The organism is Actinocrinis sp., assembly GCF_035946395.1.
Lineage (GTDB): Bacteria > Actinomycetota > Actinomycetes > Streptomycetales > Catenulisporaceae > Actinocrinis.
Window position 1 is genome coordinate 1 of record NZ_DASYZI010000327.1, and the last position, 3,599, is coordinate 3,599.

The following is a 3,599-nucleotide window of genomic DNA, read 5'->3' on the forward strand; positions in this document are numbered from 1 at the left end:
GCCACCCGCTCGTAGCCGTAGGGCGGGGGGTACAGCGGGGTCACCGGGCCGACCAGGGCTCGCAACCGCCGGTCGACCGCCGCGTCGGGTGTGTCCCAGGTCTCGGCCAGGGAGTCCTCGAACGGGTCCGGTCCGGGCCGGGGCGGTTTGGACTGGTCCCGGCGGCGCGGATCGTCGGGAGTCTGTGCGTCGTTGTTCATCGGGTGCCGTCCAGCGCTTGGCGCAGTTGCGCGCGGGCCTGGAACAAGTCGCTCTTGACCGTGCCCGCAGGTCGATTCGTCAACCGGGCCACGTCCGCGAGGGGGAACCCGGCGTAGTAGTACAGCAGCACGGACACCCGCTGCCGGTCCGGCAGCGCCTCGACCAGTGTCCGCAGGTCGGTGCCGTGGAACTCGGCCTCGCCGCCGGCCGCCGTGTACGTCTGCTTCGTCTGCCGCAGCAGTTCTCTCTCCCGGCGGGTCTTGCGCCAGTGATCGCGGACCAGGTTGGCGGCTATCACGTACAGGTAGCCGACGGGATCGTCCACCCGGCGCAGCCGGCCGAGCAGCCGGGTGAACGCCTCCATCGCGATCTCGTGCGCGGTGTCGTCGTCGTCCAGCAGCTTGCGGCACCAGCCGGCCAGCCGTGCGTAGTGCGCGGCGAACAGCTCGGCGGCCAGCGCGTCGGCATCCGGCCGAGGCCGCCCCGACGGCGGTCCGGCCAACTCCGGCGCGGCCAGCACCGGCCAGTTGTCAGCGGTGTCGCTCATCCCTGCCCCGACGGAGGTGATGGTCATCGGCCGTCACCTGCGTTCCGGAGCGCACCCGATCCACCCATGACCGCCCGTCCAGAAAGAGTACTGGTCCGCGGACTCCGCTTCCGACCTCTAAAGACGGCGTTCGGGGCGCACGGTTGTCACGGTTCAGTCACGGGGGCGCGCGCACCTACCCCAGCGCGCGCCTCAGGAAGTCCACCTGAAGCAGCATGAGGTTCTCGGTGACGATGTCTTGAGGCGTCATGTGGGTCACCCCCGACAGGGGCAGCACCTCGTGCGGGCGTCCGGCGGCGAGCAGCTCGGAGGACAGTCGCAGCGTGTGCGCCGCGACCACGTTGTCGTCGGCGAGGCCGTGGATGATCATCATCGGCCGGTGCGGTTCGGCCCAGTCCCAGGCTCCCGGACCGGCGTGCGGGAACAGCGAGTTGGCGTTGTAGACCTCTGGCGCGTGATCGGGGTGGCCCAGATAACGCTCGGTGTATCCGGTGTCATACAGCCGCCAGTCGGTTACCGGGGCTCCGACTACTGCCGCGTGGAATACGTCAGGGCGCTTGAGCACGGCGAGCGCGGCGAGGTAGCCGCCGTAGGACCAGCCGCGGATCGCCACCCTGTCACGATCGAGGTCGGGGAATTGCTTGAGGACGGCGTCGAGCGCGTCCACCTGGTCTTGCAGGGTGACTCCGGCGAAGTCGTCGCGCACCGCCCGATCCCAGGCCGGGCCGCGCCCCGGAGTGCCCCGGCCGTCCGCGACCAGGACCGCGAAGCCCTGGTCGGCGAACCACTGCGGGGACAAGTACGCGTTGTGCGACGCGAGTGCGAGTTGTGCGTGCGGGCCCCCGTAGGGGTCGAGCAGGACCGGCAGCATCGTGCCCGGCGCGTGGTCTGCGGGCAGCAGCAGCACGCCGCGCAGCCCGCGCTCGCCGAGCACGAGTTCCTGCGGCCGGGCCGTGATCTGCGGCCGCTCGGTCACCGATCGCAGCTCGCTCAGTTGCTTCGCTCCCCCGCCGCCGATCCGGGTCACGATCACCCGCCGGTTCGGCTCGTCGAGCGTCGCCGACGTGACCACCGCCAGCGAGCCGTTGATCACCGCCGCGTTGACGCCGTCGGCCGAGCTGATGTGCTCGAAGCCGCCGGGCGCGGGTTCGTTCCCGTCGGGCAGGGCGATGCGCACGACGTGGATCCTCGTCGGGTCGTCGACGGAGACCGACAGGTACGCGTAGTCGCCGTCCAAGCCCAGCACGGCGCGGACTTGCATGTCGTCCGGGGTGACCGGCCGGTCGCCGATCAGCAGACGGTAGGCGTCGCCACGCGGCGCGATCCGGACCAGTTTGCCGCGCGCGGACCAGGCGGGCGCTCCGGGGAAGAACTCGCACCACGTGTCGTCGCGCTCCTCGGCCACGGTCGTGGTCGAGCCGTCCGGTTCCACCGCGAGGACGCGTCCGGTGCGCTGGTCCCGGGAAAGCACCGCGAGCAGCGCCGGGCCGTGCGACGACCAGTGCACCGCGGCGAGGTATTCGAACCCGGCGGTGTCCCACACCACCGAAGCCCGCGAGCCGTCCACCCCCAGCCGCACCGCGGTGACGACGGCGTTGGCCGTGCCCGCCGCCGGATAGCCGACCTCGTGGCCGGGCTGCTGCGGGTTGGCCGGGTCGGCGATGTGCCAGCGGGCCACCGGGGATTCGTCCACTCGCGCGGCCAGGATCTGCGTCCCGTCCGGCGACCACCAGTAGCCGCGGAACCGATCCAGTTCCTCGGCGGCGATGAAGTCCGCGGCGCCGTACGTCACGTTCGGGCCGTCCGGCTCGGCCAACGCCCGATCGTCCGTACCGTCGATGCCGATGATGCGCAGCGCACCACCGGAGAGGTAGGCCACGTGCCGGCCGGCCGGATCCGGGCGCGGGTCGATCACCGGCCCCTCGGCGGGCAGTTCCCGCACGCTCCCGGCCACCAGGTCGGCCGCGAAGAGCCGCCCCGAGAGAGCGAACGCCGCGACGCGCACCATGCGGTCTGCGGCGAAGTCCACGATCCCCGCGGCGCCCTGGCGCGAGCGTTCCCGCCGTGCCCGCTCCTCGGCCGTCAGCTGCTCGCCCGCGGTTCCCGCCAGCAGGTCCACCGGGTCGGCGATCAGCCGCTCAGCCCCGGTCTCCGGGTCGGCGGTCCAGAGGCAGGTCGCCCGGTCGGCGCCGGTTCTGGTGCGCAGGAACGCGATCCGCGCCGTGTCGGGAGAGATCGCGAAGGCACGCGGCGTGCCGAGCGTGAAGCGCTGCGTGCGTGCGTACTGCCTGGGAAAGGACACCGGTTCGACCATGCTTCCGATCGTATTGGGTTGTCACTACCGTCACGACTGTCTGACCACTACATCCCAGAGTTCCGGGTACGCGTCGCGCACCGCACGGTCCAAGACGGCGGTCACCTGGCGTGCGTGCGGCAGCGTGCGCCGGTCCGGATCGGGCGGAATCGCCCACACGACCCACGACGGCCCGACCGCGCCCGGAGTCGGCAGCGGGCAGAACCGGCCGCGCCCCCATACCCGCAGGTCCACCCCGACCTCGCGCCACTTGGCCAAGCCGTATTCGGGTTCTTCGTCCTCGCCCAGGTCGACCAGGAAGCGGATGCGGCCCTGCCCGTCGGTGATCGGCCCTGTCGCCGCCGGGTTCTTGCCGAGCCGTTCCAGCGCCGCGACGCCGACCAGCGAGGGCACGTCCACGATGCCCAGCCGCCGTGCCCCCGGCACCACGCGGCCCAGCGCCGCGACCACCGGCGCGCCGGGGGTCAGCCGCCACACCGCGCGCACGATCGTCGGCATCGACGAAGCCGCCCACTGCCACGGGACCACCGCCGTCGG

General features: G+C 72.2%; 3 protein-coding genes and 1 pseudogene. All 4 read right to left on the reverse strand.

What is annotated here, in order from left to right:
• Positions 1-200 (reverse strand): hypothetical protein (locus VGS97_RS20535; protein ID WP_326855225.1); only part of this gene is annotated, 200 nt, incomplete at its 3' end.
• A complete protein-coding gene (locus VGS97_RS20540; protein ID WP_326855227.1) occupies positions 197-775 on the reverse strand; it encodes a sigma-70 family RNA polymerase sigma factor in 579 nt (192 codons plus the stop codon). The genes VGS97_RS20535 and VGS97_RS20540, both read right to left, overlap by 4 nt.
• Before the next feature lie 148 nt (positions 776-923).
• Positions 924-3,062 (reverse strand): S9 family peptidase, encoded by a 2,139-nt coding sequence (locus VGS97_RS20545; RefSeq protein ID WP_326855229.1) that lies wholly within the window; start codon positions 3,060-3,062, stop codon positions 924-926.
• 30 nt (positions 3,063-3,092) lie between these two features.
• Positions 3,093-3,599, reverse strand: a pseudogene (locus tag VGS97_RS20550) (hypothetical protein); the annotation flags it as partial.